General features: G+C 72.3%; 13 protein-coding genes and 1 pseudogene. 9 read left to right on the forward strand and 5 right to left on the reverse strand.

Annotation, left to right across the window (positions count from 1 at the left end):
• The 4 genes and pseudogenes from RH94_RS45750 to ybaK form a co-directional block, all read left to right on the forward strand.
• Window positions 1–428 (forward strand): annotated as a pseudogene (locus tag RH94_RS45750) (oxidoreductase); the annotation flags it as partial.
• A 125-nt stretch (window positions 429–553) separates the two neighbouring features.
• Complete coding sequence (locus tag RH94_RS36180) at window positions 554–1,582, forward strand: hypothetical protein (protein ID WP_073952519.1); 1,029 nt, start codon at window positions 554–556, stop codon at window positions 1,580–1,582.
• An 11-nt stretch (window positions 1,583–1,593) separates the two neighbouring features.
• Complete coding sequence (locus RH94_RS36185) at window positions 1,594–2,334, forward strand: LON peptidase substrate-binding domain-containing protein (RefSeq protein ID WP_073952520.1); 741 nt, start codon at window positions 1,594–1,596, stop codon at window positions 2,332–2,334.
• A gap of 26 nt (window positions 2,335–2,360) precedes the next feature.
• Entirely contained in the window at window positions 2,361–2,912 is a 552-nt protein-coding gene (gene ybaK / locus RH94_RS36190) for a Cys-tRNA(Pro) deacylase (RefSeq protein WP_079189320.1), read from the forward strand.
• A gap of 17 nt (window positions 2,913–2,929) precedes the next feature.
• Here ybaK and RH94_RS36195 read toward each other — a convergent pair whose 3' ends face one another.
• From RH94_RS36195 to RH94_RS36210, 4 genes are all read right to left on the reverse strand, one after another.
• A complete protein-coding gene (locus tag RH94_RS36195; RefSeq protein WP_073952522.1) occupies window positions 2,930–3,604 on the reverse strand; it encodes a hypothetical protein in 675 nt (224 codons plus the stop codon).
• 34 nt (window positions 3,605–3,638) lie between these two features.
• The gene (locus RH94_RS36200) at window positions 3,639–4,460 is read right to left on the reverse strand and encodes an ABC transporter permease (RefSeq protein WP_073952523.1); all 822 of its coding nucleotides are present in this window, start codon (window positions 4,458–4,460) and stop codon (window positions 3,639–3,641) included.
• Between the two features lie 193 nt (window positions 4,461–4,653).
• On the reverse strand, window positions 4,654–5,628 hold the full coding sequence (locus tag RH94_RS36205) for an ABC transporter ATP-binding protein (RefSeq protein ID WP_073952644.1): 975 nt from the start codon (window positions 5,626–5,628) through the stop codon (window positions 4,654–4,656).
• A 381-nt stretch (window positions 5,629–6,009) separates the two neighbouring features.
• Window positions 6,010–7,233 (reverse strand): NYN domain-containing protein, encoded by a 1,224-nt coding sequence (locus RH94_RS36210; protein ID WP_073952524.1) that lies wholly within the window; start codon window positions 7,231–7,233, stop codon window positions 6,010–6,012.
• A 234-nt stretch (window positions 7,234–7,467) separates the two neighbouring features.
• On the opposite strand from RH94_RS36210, the gene RH94_RS41670 reads away from it, so the two are divergent.
• A complete protein-coding gene (locus tag RH94_RS41670) occupies window positions 7,468–7,644 on the forward strand; it encodes a hypothetical protein (protein WP_199881135.1) in 177 nt (58 codons plus the stop codon).
• Window positions 7,645–7,725: 81 nt separating this feature from the next.
• Here the strand turns inward: RH94_RS41670 and dnaE are convergent, their stop codons facing one another.
• Entirely contained in the window at window positions 7,726–11,265 is a 3,540-nt protein-coding gene (dnaE, locus tag RH94_RS36215) for a DNA polymerase III subunit alpha (RefSeq protein WP_073952525.1), read from the reverse strand.
• A 224-nt stretch (window positions 11,266–11,489) separates the two neighbouring features.
• Between dnaE and RH94_RS36220 the strand changes: the two genes are divergently transcribed.
• The 4 genes from RH94_RS36220 to RH94_RS36235 all read left to right on the forward strand — a co-directional run bounded on the left by RH94_RS36220 (window position 11,490) and on the right by RH94_RS36235 (window position 15,260).
• Window positions 11,490–12,833: a DUF2252 domain-containing protein gene (locus tag RH94_RS36220; protein ID WP_073952526.1), complete on the forward strand. Its 1,344-nt coding sequence runs from the start codon at window positions 11,490–11,492 to the stop codon at window positions 12,831–12,833.
• 287 nt (window positions 12,834–13,120) lie between these two features.
• Entirely contained in the window at window positions 13,121–13,819 is a 699-nt protein-coding gene (locus RH94_RS36225) for a hypothetical protein (protein ID WP_073952527.1), read from the forward strand.
• An 83-nt stretch (window positions 13,820–13,902) separates the two neighbouring features.
• Window positions 13,903–14,745 (forward strand): thioredoxin domain-containing protein, encoded by an 843-nt coding sequence (locus RH94_RS36230; RefSeq protein WP_073952528.1) that lies wholly within the window; start codon window positions 13,903–13,905, stop codon window positions 14,743–14,745.
• Between the two features lie 122 nt (window positions 14,746–14,867).
• A complete protein-coding gene (locus tag RH94_RS36235) occupies window positions 14,868–15,260 on the forward strand; it encodes a hypothetical protein (RefSeq protein WP_143204113.1) in 393 nt (130 codons plus the stop codon).
• Window positions 15,261–15,297 lie beyond the last annotated feature (37 nt).

The raw sequence follows: 15,297 nt of genomic DNA on the forward strand, positions 1-15,297 counted from the left end.
GGCTGGCCGCCGTGCTGCGGGAGGCGGGCGAGGACGAGGACGCGCGCGAGGTACTGCTCGCCAAGCAGCGCCGCCGCCGCGAGACCCTGCCGCTCGCCGCCAAGCTCGTGGGCTACGTGCAGGACTGGACGGTGGCCTACGGATACCGTCCGGGCCGGGCCGCGGTGTGGATGGCCGTGCTGTGGGCGGCCGGCTCGCTCGCGTTCGCGCACGCCGGCCGGCCGGCCGCCGACCCGGGCGAGCACCCCGAGTGGAACCCCGCCCTCTTCGCCCTGGACCTGCTCCTGCCGGTCGTCGACCTCGGCCAGGCGAGCGAGTGGCGGCTGAGCGGCGGCTGGCAGTGGCTCGCCGCGGCCCTGATCCTCCTCGGCTGGACCCTGGCCACCACGGTGGCGGCGGGCGCCACCCGGCTGCTGCGGCGGAACTAGACGTCGTACAGGCCCTGGAACCCCGGGCGCCGAGCGAGCACCTTTTACCCTCTCTTGACCGGCCGCCGTACAACTTTCCCCGGCTTGCCCACACCCTCTGGCGTGCCGCGACCTGCGGTCTTTCAATGGTCGGCACCATGGCTCTGCTCCCCCCGTTCATCCGCCCCACCCGTACGGCCAGAGACGTGCCGTGCCCCGCCGCCGGGCTCCCCGCCGACGACGAGGTGCTCCTCGACGTGCCCGACGAACACCTCGGCACGGCGCTGGTCGCCGCCGCCCAGGGCGCGTACGGTCCCGCCGCCGACCTGCTCGCCGCCACCCGCCGGCGGGCCCGCTGGGAGGACCGCGACCGGTACGCGACCCGGCTGGCCGCCTTCGCCCGCTCGCGCACCGAGTGGCTGGACGCCTGGCGCGCCGCCGCCCCGCAGGACCCGGACGCGCTGCTGCTCGCCGCCCAGCTCGCGGTCGACCGCGCCTGGCCCTCGCCCGCGCGGGCCGAGCTGCTGCGCGAGGTCAGCCCGCTGATCACGGCCGCCGCGCGCGCCGACGACCGCGATCCGGTGCCGTGGCGGATCGCGCTGGACCACGCGCGCGGCAGCCGCGCCGGGCACCGGTACTTCGGGGAGCTGTGGGAGGCCGCGGTCCGCCGTGCCCCGCACCACTACGGCTGCCACGTCGCCGCCCTGCGCTACCTGGCCTCCTGCTGGCACGGCTCGCACCGCGAGTGCTTCGACTTCGCCGACCTGGCCGCCCAGGACGCCCCGGCCGGCTCGCTCGTGCAGGCGCTGCCGCTGCGTGCCGCCTTCGCCTACCTGACCGACGGCTGCGGGTCCGAAGTGCCGCGGGTCCGGCTGGACGCGGCCGCGGACCGGGCGATCGCCCTGTCCGCCGGCTTCCCGGCGGCCGCGCCCTGGCCCGCGGAGATCCGCAACCTGCTGGCCTGTGTCCTGGTGCACCTCGACCGCCGGGAGGACGCCCTGGTCCAGCTGCGCCTCATCGGCCCGTACGCCACCTCGTTCCCCTGGGACCGGCTGTCCGACGACCCGCTGGGCCTGTTCCTCACGCTGCGCCGCGACCTGGGGGCGGCACCGCCGGCACCGCCGGTGCGGCCGTCCCGGCGGACGCGGGGAGAACGCGGCGGACGCGACCATTAGGCTTTTGCGCCGTGACCACCGTCCGCCTCCCGCTCTTCCCGTTGAACTCGGTGCTGTTCCCGGGGCTGGTGCTCCCGTTGAACGTCTTCGAGGAGCGCTATCGCGCGATGATGCGCGCGCTGCTGAAGACACCCGAGGACGAACCGCGCCGGTTCGCCGTCGTGGCCATCCGCGACGGCCACGAAGTGGCCGCGAGCGCCTTGGGCATGCCCGATCCGACGGCCCTGCCCGAGCGCGGCGCCGCGGCCGGGTTCGGCCCCGACCCGGCCAAGGCGTTCCACGGCGTGGGCTGCGTGGCGGACGCGGCGACCATACGGGAGCGGGCCGACGGCACCTTCGAGGTGCTGGCCACCGGGACCACCCGGGTGCGGCTGCTGTCGGTGGACGCCTCAGGCCCGTTCCTCGTGGCCGAGCTGCAGGAGCTGGCCGAGGAGCCCGGTGACGAGGCGGGCGCGCTGGCCGAGGGGGTGCTGCGGGCCTTCCGGCAGTACCAGAAGCGGCTGGCGGGCGCGCGGGAGCGGTCGCTGTCCACGGGCGCGGAGCTGCCGGACGAGCCGAGCGTGGTCTCGTACCTGGTGGCGGCGGCGATGGTGCTCGACACGCCGGCCAAGCAGCGGCTGCTCCAGGCGCCCGACACCTCCTCCCGGCTGCGCGACGAGCTGAAGCTCCTGCGCAGGGAGACGGCGATCATCCGCAGTCTGCCGTCGCTGCCGGCGGCGGAGTTGACGCGCGGCGCGACGAACCTGAACTGAGAGCCCGGACCGGGAGCCCCGTGAACATGGCGAAGAAGACGAAGAAGCAGCAGGAAGAAGGGGCGCGCGAAGCGCATCCGAAGAAGGGCGGTGGCGGGCGACGGGCGGGAGGGACACCGGCGACGATGGCTCTCGCCTCGGCGGGCGTGGCGTACACGGTCCACGCCTACGACCACGATCCCTCCCACCCCTCCTACGGGGAGGAGGCGGCCGAGGCGATGGGCGTCGGTCCGGACCGGGTCTTCAAGACGCTGGTCGCCGACGTCGACGGCACACTGACGGTGGCCGTGGTGCCGGTGGCGGGCTCCCTGGACCTCAAGGCCCTGGCGGCGGCGGTGGGCGGCAAGCGCGCGGCCATGGCCGACCCCGCGCTCGCGGAACGCACCACGGGCTACGTCCGCGGCGGCATCTCACCCCTGGGTCAGCGCAGGAGACTCCCCACGGTCCTGGACGACTCGGCCACCGCCCACCCCACGATCTGCGTCTCGGCGGGCCGCAGGGGCCTGGAGGTGGAGCTGTCACCGTCCGACCTGACGAGCCTGACAAGTGCGGTCCTGGCCCCGATCGGGCGTCCGTAGCCGCGGGCGCCGAAAACCTACGGTGCCGGAGTCTCCTCGTACGGCTCCGGGTCCCGGGGTCCGAACAGTGCCGTCATCCCGAGGTGGGCGACCAGCGCGGCCAGCGGCCAGGCCAGCAGCGCCCCCGGCGCCCCCAGCTTCAGCGGCGCCGGGAACGTGACCCCTTTGCCCACCGCCTTGGCGTGGGCGATCAGATCCCGCTCGGGTCCCAGCGTCACCCCCAGCCGCCAGGCCAGCAGCGACCCCAGCAGCCCCCCGGCGCACAGCGCCACCACCAGTGGTACGCCCCCGCGCCGCCGCACCAGGAAAACGACCACCGCGCTCACCGCGCCGAAGGCCAGCCCCAGCAGCGTGAACGTTCCGTCGATCCCGATCGCCTGCTCCCCCTCGATGTCCTTGGGGTAGACGGCCCAGAGGTTCCCCGACACGTCCCCGACCATCGGCACCCGCGGCGCCAGCCACAGCCAGAGCAGTCCCAGCAGCACCCCGCCGAGCGCCACGGCCACCAGGACGACGACGGCCTCCCGGATCTCGGCCTTCAGCCCGGGACCGTCCTGGTCGTGGGCGGTCACCGCACCGGCCCCGTCAGGCGGCACCTGCCGGCCCTGCGCGGCCTCGGAGTGCTCGGAGGACCGGAACGGCTGTGAGGGCCGCCGGTGCGGCGGCGGGGGCGGAGTCAACGGAGCGGTCACCTCGTCATCCTGCCAGTTGCGTCGAAAACCCGCGTCACCGGACGGCCGCCCGGCGGTACGCCCAGGTGGCGACGGCCAGCGAGAGCACCCCGACCCCGGCGCAGACGGCCATGTCGGTGAACACGAGCACCCAGTCGGGACGGGCCGCGAAGGTGCGCGCGTACGCCTCCACGCCGTACGTCGACGGCAGCAGGTCGCGCAGCAGCCGTACCGCCTCCGGCATGCGGTCGGGGGGCAGCACGCCGAGCAGCAGCGCCGCCGACATGCCCAACTGCCCGAGCAGGGTGGCGAGTTCCGGGCGCGGCGCGAGCAGCCCGCAGGCGGCGCCGAGTCCGGAGAGCGCGGCGCCGGCGAGCGGGATCACCGCTGCCAGCACCCACAGGTTGCCCAGCGGCAGCCCGAACAGCACGGATCCGAACACCGCGGTCACGAGCGTGCCCGGCACCGTGAAGGACGCGTACGCGGCCGCCGCGCCCAGCACCACGGCCGCGGGCGGCACCGGCAGCGTCGCGTAGTGGTCGAGCCCGCCGCTGGCCCGCAGCTGCCCGAAGTACTGGGCGAGCAGGTTCAGGGCGACGTAGGCGACGACGACGATCGACGCGCCGGCCACCACGTACTCCGCCTCGCCGCCGCCGCTGACCACGCCCCGCATCATGATCATGATGCCGACGGACTGGAAGGTCGCCACGAACAGCAGCGGGATCCGCGCCACGCGCGCGCGTGACAGCTGGGCCCGGTACACGGCGGCCAGCGACGGCCACAGCCGCGCCGGCGGGCCGAGTGCGGCCGCCTGACCGGCGCCGCCGTCCTGCACGGCCGTCGCGCCCGGCAGTACACCGGCGGGTACGACACTCACGTCGAACTGCTCCTCTTCCCTGCGGCGGACGCCGCCCCCACGACGCACGCGGTCCGCGCCGCGTACGCGGCGCGCGTGGCGGGTGCGGTCGCCGTCCCGGCGGCGCTCCCGGCGCCGGACGGGTTCCCCGCGGCGCCCGCGCGATCCCGTCGATCCTCCCATCGATCCGGTACGGACCGGCCGGCCCGCGCGTTCACGCCTTCACCAGCCCCTGCCGGGCGGCACCACCCAGCGCCAGGTACACGTCCTCCAGGCTGGGCGTGGCCAGGGTGAAGTCGTCCAGGGCGGCGTAGGCGGCCCCGCCGGTGACCGTGGCGACGGCGGCGCGGGCCTCCTCGGGCGCGAGCCGCAGGGTCCAGCGGCGCCCCGACTCCGCGGCCCGCTCCCTGAGCGCGGCGACCTCCGCCACCTCCAGGGGCGCCCGTTCCCGCCACACCAGTTCGACGCGCACCTCGCCGGAGACCCGCTCCTTGAGCGCGGCCGGGGTGTCGCAGGCGATGACCCGGCCGCGGTCGAGGACGGCGACCCGGTCGAGGACGGTCTCGGCCTCGATGACGTTGTGGGTGACCAGCACGACCGTGGTGCCGCGTTCGGCACGCCGCCGGTCGACGGCGGACCACACCGCCCGCCGCGCCACCGGGTCCATGCCGGTGGTCGGCTCGTCGAGCACCAGCAGCGGGCGTTCGCCGACCAGCGCGGCGGCGAAGCAGGCGAGCCTCCGCTGGCCGCCGGAGAGCTTCTTCAGCGGGCGCCCGGCGATCGGCGCGAGGCCCAGTTCGTCCAGCACGGCGTCCCGCTCGGCGCGCGCCTGCCTCAGGCCCAGGCCGCGCAGCCGCCCGGTGGTCTCGGCGGCGAGGGAGACGGTCAGCTCGTCCAGGGCGCTGGACTCCTGCCCGAGGTAGGCGAGGATCCGCGCGGCCCGCTCGGGGTGGGCCACGATGTCGTGGCCGAGGATCCGCACCGTGCCCTGGTCGGGGCGCATCAGCCCGGTGAGCTGGCGTACGAGGGTGGACTTGCCGGCGCCGTTCGGACCGAGCAGCCCGAAGATCTCACCGCGCCGGACGTCGAGCTCGACCCCGTCGGTGGCCCGCACCTCGGGCGCCGCGGGCACGCCCCGCCGGCCGCGCAGCGCGGGATAGGTCTTGGACAGTCCGCGCACCGCGCACACGACGTCGTCCCCGGGCCGAAGTGCCTGTACCGCGCGCGTCCTCACAAGGGACGAGGGTACGTGGTCGGCGGACTCCGCTCTCCTTTGGGTCGCCTCCCGCCCGTTGGGGCCCGCCGCTCAGGGTCCTCCTGGCGGACCTCCGCGGGACCGGGGCGCCCGGCACTCCCCCCGGGCCCTCCGAGCAGAGGGGTCACCGGAACGCGCACCGGACACCGATCCTTCTCCCACGGAGATCCGTCAGGAGGACCCTGGTGCCGCAACAGGCAACGTTCGCCCCTTCGCGACGCCCGGCACGCTCTCCCAAGCCCTTCGAGCAGGGGGACCCCCCAGAGCACGCACCGGACGCCGCTCCCTGACGGGCGAACGTTGCCTGCCGGGGCACTAGTCACCCGCGGGAGCGTGTTCGGTGGAGGTGCGTACGTCGATCTCCCGCCAGAAGCCGGCCCGGATGGCGTACCGGTCGTGCTCGTCGATCTGGTCGTCCTTGTGCGCGAGCAGCCCGAACCGGGCGGCGTAGCGCAGCAGCTCGCCGTCGATGCGGTGCGGGATCCGCGGGTACATCGACGACAGCTTCTGCAGGTACGCCTGGTCGCCCAGCCGTTCCACCCAGCGCCGGGCGAAGACCTGCCCGACCTCGTACGGGTCGCCGCCGACGGTCGTGATGTCCTCCTCCCGGTCCGCCCACCGCTGCTCGGCCGTGGTCAGCTGGGCGAGGGTCGGCATGGAGGCGGCCTCGGGGGGCTCGGCGGCCACGCCCGGACGGTCCACCCAGCCGCGGTCGGAGGACCAGCGCAGGGTGGCCGTGGCGGGGGCGGGGTGCTGGACGGGCGGGGCGCCGGGGGCGCGCAGCGCGGCGAGGTCCTTGGGGGTGGGGACACCCTTGCCGGCCGGTGCCCGCTCCTCGGTGAGGTTGCGGCCGGAGGCGGCGGCCGGATGCGGGCGCTGCTCGGCGGGGCGTTCGGCGGTGGCACCGAGCGTGGACTCGGGCAGCGGCGCGGAGAGGATCGCGGCGATCTCGGGACGGGGCGCGGGCGGGGGCGCGCAGACGCCGCCGAGTTCCTTGGCGCGGACGGCCTTGGTGATCCACGTACGGTCCAGGACGCGCCGCTCGTCGGCCTCGGCCACCAGGTCCTCGGACTGGTTGTAGTCGCCGTCGGCGGCCTGCACCGCCCACAGGTGGACGGCGACGCCGTGTTCCTTGGCGGCCATCATGCCGGGCAGCAGGTCGCCGTCGCCGGTGACGAGGACGACGTCGGAGCAGGCGCGGTTGCGGGCCAGTTCGGTGAGTTCGGCGTGCATGGCGGCGTCCACGCCCTTCTGTGCCCAGCGCCCGTCGCTGCGGGTGAGCGCGCCGAGCCGGACGGTGACCCGGGGCATCACGCGCAGCCGGCGGTGCTCGGGCTGCGGTACGCGGTCGGGGGCGCCGTCGAACCAGTAGATGCGCAGCAGGGGCCGCTGCGTGTCGGACTCGGCCTGTTCGCGCAGCCCCTGGACGAGGGCGGTGTGGTCCACGGTGATCCGGGACCGCGACGGCTCCCCGGCGAGGAGGCTCGCGGCGGCCCCCAGCAGATACCCGGCGTCCACCAGGACGATGCAGCGGTCCACGCGATCCACCCTCTTTCCGGGAGGTTGCTTCGGGTTTGCTTCGGGCTTGCTTCGAGTCTGCCCGACCCGGCCGGGGTTAACGGTCCGAACTCGATCTTCGGCGTGGCGTTTCCGGGGCCGGCGGTCCGATGACCCGTGTTACATACGGTAATTATCCGACATGCGTTCATTGACGGCCTGTGTGAGTCTGGTCCCGGCCCTGGCCCCTAGATCCCCCACAGGAGGCTGATCACCATGGCCAAGAACCGGAAGCAGGACCGCAGCCGGCAGAAGACGTCCGTGGCCGCGAACGGCCCTCGGGAGACGGAGCACTCCGTGACGGAGCCGCAACCCGAGCACCACCACGCGCCGCAGGCGAGTCCCACCGACACGGGCCGCAAGGGACGTCAGAAGCGCTTCGGCCACAACTGAGGTTGCCGGCGGAGCCGTTGAACGGGCCCACGTAACGGCGAGGGGCGTGCCCGGTGTTCCCGGGCACGCCCCTCGCTCTCGTCAGCCGGCCAGGCAGGACGGGCCGAGCAGCACCTTCAGGTCGCCGAACAGCGCGGGGTCCGGCTTGACCCGGTGCCGGTCCAGGCGCAGCACGGTCGTCTTGCGCGGCCCCTGCAGCTTGATGCGGACCTCGCTGTCGCCCTTGTGGTGGCTGAGGATCTCGCCGAGGCGGCTGACCATGGGCGGGGTGACCTTCAGGGCGGGGATGGTGAGGATCACCGGTGCGTTGGCGCCCGCGGCGGACAGGTCGGGGACCATCAGCTCCATCGCGACCAGGCGGGGCACGTCCTCCCGCTTGTCCAGCCGCCCCTTGACGAACACCACGGCGTCCTCGACGAGTTGGGTCGACACCAGCTGGTACGTCGCCGGGAAGAACATGCACTCGATGGAGCCGGCCAGGTCCTCGACGGTGGCGATCGCCCAGGCGTTGCCCTGCTTGGTCATCTTGCGCTGCAGGCCGGAGATGATGCCGCCGATGGTGACGACCGCGCCGTCGGCGTGCTCGCCGCCCGTGAGCTGGGCGATACCGGCGTCGGCCTTGTCCGCGAGCACGTGCTCCAGGCCGAACAGGGGGTGGTCGGAGACGTACAGGCCGAGCATCTCCCGCTCCTGGGCGAGCAGATACGTCTTGTCCCACTCCTCGGTGGAGAACTCCACGTCCAGCCCGAAGCCGGGCTCGTCGCCGCTCTCCTCGCCCATCCCGCCGAAGAGGTCGAACTGGCCCTCGGCCTCCTTGCGCTTGACCGCGACCACGTTGTCGATCATCGGCTCGTACTGCGCGGTGAGGCCCTTGCGGGTGTGGCCCATCGTGTCGAAGGCGCCGGCCTTGATCAGCGATTCGGTGGTGCGCTTGTTGCAGACCACCGCGTCGACCTTGTCGAGGTAGTCGGGGAAGGAGGCGTACTTCCCCTTGGCCTTGCGGGACTTGATGATCGACTCGACGACGTTGGTGCCGACGTTGCGCACGGCGGACAGGCCGAAGAGGATCACGTCGTCGCCCTGCGCGGCGAAGTTGGACTCGGACTCGTTGACGTTGGGCGGGAGCACCCGGATGCCCATGCGGCGGCACTCGTTGAGGTAGACCGCCGACTTGTCCTTGTCGTCCTTGACCGAGGTCAGCAGCGCGGCCATGTACTCGGCGGGGTAGTTGGCCTTCAGGTAGGCGGTCCAGTACGACACCAGGCCGTACGCGGCGGAGTGGGCCTTGTTGAACGCGTAGCCGGCGAAGGGGACCAGCACGTCCCACAGGGCCTGGATGGCCTCGTCGCTGTAGTCGTTCTTACGGGCGCCGGCCTGGAAGATGACGAAGTTCTTCTCCAGCTCCTCCGGCTTCTTCTTGCCCATCACGCGGCGGAGGATGTCGGCCTCGCCGAGCGAGTAGCCGGCGATGATCTGGGCTGCCTTCTGCACCTGCTCCTGGTAGACGATCAGGCCGTAGGTGACGTCCAGGACCTCCCTGAGCGGCTCCTCCAGCTCCGGGTGGATCGGGGTGATCTCCTGCTGGCCGTTCTTGCGCAGGGCGTAGTTGGTGTGGGAGTTCATGCCCATGGGGCCCGGCCGGTACAGGGCCGAGACGGCGGAGATGTCCTCGAAGTTGTCGGGCTTCATCAGGCGCAGCAGGGAGCGCATGGGGCCGCCGTCGAACTGGAAGACGCCGAGGGTGTCGCCGCGCTGGAGCAGTTCGAAGGTCTTGGGGTCGTCCAGCTCCAGACCGAGGAGATCGATGTCGATGCCCTTGTTGGACTTCACCATCTTCACGGCGTCGTCCATGATCGTCAGGTTGCGCAGGCCCAGGAAGTCCATCTTCAGCAGGCCGAGCGACTCGCAGCTCGGGTAGTCCCACTGGGTGATGGTCACGCCGTCGGTGTGCCGGACCCAGACCGGGACGTGCTCGGTGATGGTCTCGCTGGACATGATCACGCCGGCCGCGTGCACGCCCATCTGCCGGACCAGGCCCTCCACGCCGCGTGCGGTGTCGATGACCTTCTTCACGTCCGGCTCGTTCTCGTACATCGAGCGGACCTCGCCCGCCTCCGAGTAGCGGGGGTGCTCGGGGTCGGTGATGCCGGACAGCGGGATGCCCTTGCCGAGGACGTCGGCGGGCATGGCCTTGGTGATGCGGTCGCCCATCGCGTACGGGTAGCCGAGCACGCGCGCGGAGTCCTTGATCGCGTTCTTGGCCTTGATGGTGCCGTAGGTGCCGATCATGGCGACCTTGTCGGCGCCGTACTTCTCCGTCACGTACCTGATCACCTCGACGCGCCTGCGCTCGTCGAAGTCGATGTCGACGTCGGGCATCGAGATGCGCTCGGGGTTCAGGAACCGCTCGAAGATCAGGCCGTGCGGGATGGGGTCGAGGTCGGTGATCCCGAGCGCGTAGGCGACGATCGAGCCGGCCGCGGAGCCACGGCCGGGGCCCACGGCGATGCCCTGGTTCTTGGCCCACATGATGAAGTCGGCGACGACGAGGAAGTAGCCCGGGAACCCCATCTGGATGATGACGTCCATCTCGTACTCGACCTGCTTCTGGCGGTCCTCGGGGATGCCGCCGGGGAAGCGGCGCTCCATGCCGCGGCGGACCTCCTCCTGGAACCAGGTGACCTCGGTGTAGCCCTCGGGGATGTCGAACTTGGGCATGAGGTCGCGCTTCTCGAACATGCCCGTGGTGTCGACCATCTCGGCGACCAGGAGCGTGTTGGCGCAGCCCTCCTGCCAGGCGTCCGAGGAGTCGATGGCGTACATCTCCTCGGTGGACTTCAGGTAGTAGCCGGTGCCGTCGAACCTGAAGCGGTCGGGATCGGAGAGGTTCTTGCCGGTCTGGATGCACAGCAGGGCGTCGTGGGCGCCGGCCTCGTGCGCGTAGGTGTAGTGCGAGTCGTTGGTGACCAGGGGCGGGATGCCGAGCTTCTTCCCGATCTCCAGCAGGCCGTCGCGGACCTTGCGCTCGATGTCGATGCCGTGGTCCATCAGCTCCAGGAAGTAGCGGTCCTTGCCGAAGATGTCCTGGTAGTCGGCGGCGGCCTTCAGGGCCTCGTCGAAGTGGCCGAGGCGCAGCCGGGTCTGCACCTCGCCGGAGGGGCAGCCGGTGGAGGCGACGATGCCCTCGGACCACTGCGCGATGGTCTCCTTGTCCATGCGGGGCCACTTCTGCAGCCAGCCCTCGGCGTAGGCGTCGGAGGACAGCCGGAAGAGGTTGTGCAGGCCCGTCCGGTCCACCGCCCACATCGTCTTGTGGGTGTAACCGCCGGAACCGGAGATGTCGTCCCGCTTCTGGTGCGGCTGGCCCCACAGGATCTTGCGCTTGTTGCGCCGGGACTCGGGGGCGACGTACGCCTCGATGCCGATGATCGGGGTGATCCCGGCCTTCTGCGCGGAGTGGAAGAAGTCGTACGCCCCGTGGAGGTTGCCGTGGTCGGACATGGCGATGTGCGTCATGCCCATGTCGTTGCAGGCCTTGAACATGTCCTTCAGCCGCGCGGCACCGTCCAGCAGCGAGTACTGGGTGTGGACGTGCAGGTGCGTGAAGGGCGGCTTCGACACGGTACGGCCTCCATCGAAAACAATAGGCGGTCACGGGATACGGACAGTCTGGGGACGGCCTCGAAGTCTAGGCCCCGGCACTGACACCCGGGCCCGGTCCGCGCCGTACCTACGGGCGGGAGGGCGCGGGCACTCCGTCGCACCGCCGGACGTTGGCGTGGGGGAAGGCCCGGCCGGACCCACTCCACACGTCAGCGCACCACCGCACCTGGAGGCACCCCGCGATGTCGGTCCACCCGCTCAACGACGAGCAGCGTGGCGAGGAGATCCTCGCCGTCCTCGACACCGCCTTCGGCGAGCTCCTGACCGCCGACCCGGCCGCGTTCCGCGCCACGTACCGCAGGCTGGCGGCCTCGGCCCTCGCGTTCCACCGGGGCACGGCGTGCCTCTTCCACCACGACCTGGGCGCCGGGAGCGCCGGGCCGGGCGGCGGGAGGACATCCGGTGGTCCGTACCTGGACGAACGCACCTCGCGCGTGTGGATCCACGGCGACCTCCACGCGGAGAGCTTCGGCACCCACCTGGACGCGAACGGCTGCCTGGTCTTCGGCGTCAACGGCTTCGACGAGGCGTACGTCGGCCCGTTCACCCGGGACCTCGAGCGCTTCGCCGGCTCCCTCGCCGTCCTCGGGTACGCCAAGGCGCTCAGCGACGAGCAGATCACCGGGCTGGTGACCCTCTACGCGACCGCCTACCGCGACCGGATCCACGCCCTGGCCACCGGTGCCAAGAGCGACGAGGTGCCGCCCTTCACCCTGGACACCGCCGAGGGCCCCCTCCTGGACACGCTGCGCGACGCCCGCTCCCTGACCCGCCTCGGGCTGCTGGAGTCCATGACCGAGATCCGCGACTTCGAGCGCCGCTTCGCGCCCGGCGGCGGCGCGATCGAGCTGGACGCCGCCACCCGGTACAAGGTGCTCGCGGCCTTCGACGGCTATCTGGAGACGCTGCCGGACGCGTCTCTGGCCCGCCCGGACTTCTACCGGGTGAAGGACGTCGTCGGCCGCATCGGGACCGGCCCGGCCGGGCCGCCGTCCTACGACATCCTCCTGGAGGGCCACAGCGACGCCCTGGAGGACGACGTGGTGATCTCCATCAGGCAGGCGCGGAGCCCGGCGGTCTCCCGGTACGTCACCGACCGGGCGGTCCGCGAGCACTTCGAGCACCAGGGCCACCGCACGGCGGCCTGCCGTCGCTCCCTGCAGACGCACGCCGACCCGTGGCTGGGCTGGACCGAGCTGGACGGCGCGGGCCAGGTGGTCGCCGAGGTCTCGCCGTACGCCGTCGGCCTGGACTGGGGCGACATCGACGACCCGGAGGAGATCGCGCAGGTGGTCGCCGACCTGGGCCGGGCCACGGCCGCCATGCACGCGGCGGCGGACGACCCCTCCGGCGAGTCGCTGGTGCCGTTCTCCACCGAACGGGCCATCGACGCGGCGATCGCGGGCGACGAGGAGGGCTTCGCGCCGCTGCTCGTCGACTTCGCGCACGCGTACGGGGTGCGCGCGCGTGCCGACCACCGGATCTTCGTGGACCTGTTCCGCAACGGGAGCATCGCGGGTCTTTGAACCCTCTCCCGGCTGAAGCGGGGAGGTTCCTGGCTCACGTCGCCTGCGGGCCCGGCGAACCCGCAGGTCTCGCACGATCGACACCGGCCGGGGTGGGGCCGGCCCGGTGTGGCACTGCAGGCGAAGGAGCTGCCGTGCCGGCTCGGTTCTCGCCCGGCACGGCGAGGATCATGCCGGTCCGTCCGGTTCCTCCCCGCCCCGGAGGGGCGTCCCCGGAGATTCCCGGTGACGAGCAGGGCCCCTTTAGCAACTCCTTACCGGCCCACGTGACACACTCGTATCTCGTTATGGACATATCCGGGACCCCACTCAGAGCCGTGCGCGCGGCACTGTTCACGGCCGTGGTCGTGACGCTCAGCACCGCGTCGCACGTGCTGCTGTCCCAGGTCCCGCTGCCGCTGAACACGGTGGCCGCGGTCGCGGCCGCCGTGTTCGTGCTCGCCTACGCCCTGGCCGGCGGCGAGCGCGGTTTCGGACGGATCGCCGCCCTGCTGATCCCGCTGGAGCTGGCCGCCGACACCGTCTTCACCACCGGCCAGCACGTCTGCTACGGCGCCGCGGGCGGCCCGGTCGCCGGGCCGCTTCGCTCGGTCGGCTTCGACCTGCTGTGCGGCGGGCACACCGACGTCGGCACCCCGCTGGCCCGGATGACCGGCACCGACACCGACCGGCCGGCCGCGCTGCTCGCCCAGGCCGAGCCGGCCACCGCGTGGCTGCTGCTGGCCGCGCACGTCGGCGTCGGCCTGCTCGCCGCCTGCTGGCTGCGCCGCGGCGAGCGGGCGCTGGCCCAGCTGCTGCGCGCGGTGGCCGCGACGACGTTCCGGCCGCTGCTGGTCGCGGTGGCGGCGAGCGCGGTCCGCCGGACCCGCGCGGTACGCCGCCCGGTGCCCCCCGCACCGGACCACTGCGCCCTGCGCACCCGCCTCCTCGTGCACTCCCTGGGACGGCGCGGACCGCCGTGCCCGGTCCCGGCCGCTCTCGTCTGAACGACGGCGGCCTTCCGAGCCCGGCAGTCCCCCATCCCCACCCCGCGCAGGACAGCTGCGCGTCCCACAGGAGAACACCGACCATGAGCAAGCGGAACAGCCAGGCGGCGAAGACGGCGGCCCGGGAGCGGCTGCGCGCCGAGCGCGAGCGCCAGGCCAAGCGGGCCAAGATCAAGCGGCAGGTCGTCGTCGCCTGCTCGGCCGTGGCCGTGGTGGCGGCGGCCGGCGGCATCGGCTACGCCGTCGTCCAGGCCAACAAGCCCGGCCACTGGGAGGCCGCGAAGGACCAGAAGGTCGTCGCCCCGGCCAACACCACGGGCAAGGACGGCACGACGGTCGTCATCGGCAAGGACACCGCCAAGAAGACCCTCAAGCTCTACGAGGACCCGCGCTGCCCGATCTGCGCCCACTTCGAGGAAGGCGTGGGCCAGACCATCAAGAAGAACGTCGACGAGGGCAAGTACAAGCTGCAGTTCGTCGGCGGCACGTTCCTCGACGGCGACTCGCTCAGCGAGGGTCAGATCGGCACGCGCGGCGAGGGCTCCAAGAACGCGATGAGCGCCCTGGGCGCCGCGCTCGACGTCAGCCCCGAGGCGTTCCTGGACTTCAAGGGCGCGCTCTACTCGCAGAAGTGGCACCCGGAGGAGTCGGACGACAAGTTCAAGGACGACGCCTACCTGATCAAGATCGCGAACACCGTCCCGGCGCTGAAGGACAACACCAAGTTCCAGGCCGCGCTGAAGGACGGCACCTACGACGCCTGGGCGCTGGCCATGTCGAAGACCTTCGACACCAACAAGGACGACGTACGGGGCACCCCGTCCCTCGTCATGGACGGCAAGATGCTCACCGCCCCGGGCACCCAGAACGCGCCGATGACGGCGGACGAGTTCAACTCGGTGATCGACGCGGCGCTCAAGGCGTGATCAGGCCCATCCGGCCCCGGCCTTCCGCCCGCGCGGCGGGCCGGGGCCGGGTGGATCTTTGACACGATTTCCCTTCTGTCATATACATGTCACGACCATTTTTTGCACAGAGGGGGAACAACGTGACTTTTCACGCGAAGACCGTGATGGGGGCGCTGCTCGCCGGAGCGGCCGCCGTCATGTTCGCCGCCGGACCGGCGGCGGCGGGCACTGATGTCTACGTCGACACCACGGATCCGTTCAACGGCGGAGCCGCCGGCTTCGTGGCGGACGGTGAGATATTCACCGTCTGCGACAACCGGGCCGACGGCATGCGGGCGAGCGGGCACATCGGCTGGATCGACTCGAAGGCCTCGCACTGGGTGCCGCTGGAGGACGCGAACGGCGCCAACAACTCCTGCGCGCGCAAGAACCTGTCGATCGGCGAGGGGATCACCGTCACCGTGGAGATCTGCCTCAAGGACGGGGCGAACGGCACCCCGAAGTACTGCGCCACCAAGCGCGGCAAGGCCTGACGCGGCAGCCCTGCCGGTCCGGGCCCGGGCCGGCGGG

The sequence above is a fragment of the Streptomyces kebangsaanensis genome (assembly GCF_001906585.1).
In the GTDB taxonomy this organism is placed as follows: Bacteria; Actinomycetota; Actinomycetes; order Streptomycetales; family Streptomycetaceae; genus Streptomyces; species Streptomyces kebangsaanensis.